This is a genomic window from Vibrio sp. OPT46 (assembly GCF_015163535.1).
Taxonomy (GTDB): Bacteria; Pseudomonadota; Gammaproteobacteria; order Enterobacterales; family Vibrionaceae; genus Vibrio; species Vibrio alginolyticus.
In genome coordinates this window covers 2,469-2,942 of sequence record NZ_JADDYG010000433.1, presented here as the reverse complement: position 1 = coordinate 2,942, position 474 = coordinate 2,469, and the positions used below count along the sequence as shown (strand labels likewise).

Annotated in this window: 1 protein-coding gene; it reads right to left on the bottom strand. The window is 38.4% G+C overall.

Annotated features, from left to right (window positions below; all coding sequences use genetic code 11):
• The coding region (locus tag IQR33_RS33535; protein WP_228013992.1) for a hypothetical protein at nucleotides 1-271 on the bottom strand (271 nt) is incomplete at its 3' end.
• Nucleotides 272-474 lie beyond the last annotated feature (203 nt).

Genomic DNA, 474 nt, shown 5'->3' with positions numbered 1-474 from the left:
CTATTCTTGTGTAAAGGTGGCCGTCATCAAGCAACTCCTCAATTCTATATGGAGTGTTTGGAATTACTGTGTCGATTGGGGTGTTATGCATGGAACTATGTATGCACTTAGAACAGAAAAGAATGTAGTCTTTGAGATATGTTCGGTAAGAAAGAATACACTCAGGCAAATCTTCATCCGAACCAAAATCAGAAATCATTACGTGTTCCACTTTACTGCGAAATTCATAGTAAACCCTATCAATTTGGCTAGTAGATAATTCACGGCGCATATCTCTTAGTGTTAACCTCGCAACCTGAGAGTTCCCCGAGTTTGCTAACGCTATAGCATCTTGGTATGCCCAAAGAATAATGGGTGTCTTGTTTCTTGAAAAATCCTCAATTTTACGATGAATGGCTTTTAAGTTCTGATAAGCATCTCTATCACCATCGAATTGCTTATGGTGAGTTATCTGTTTTTTCCAAGAGTTATACG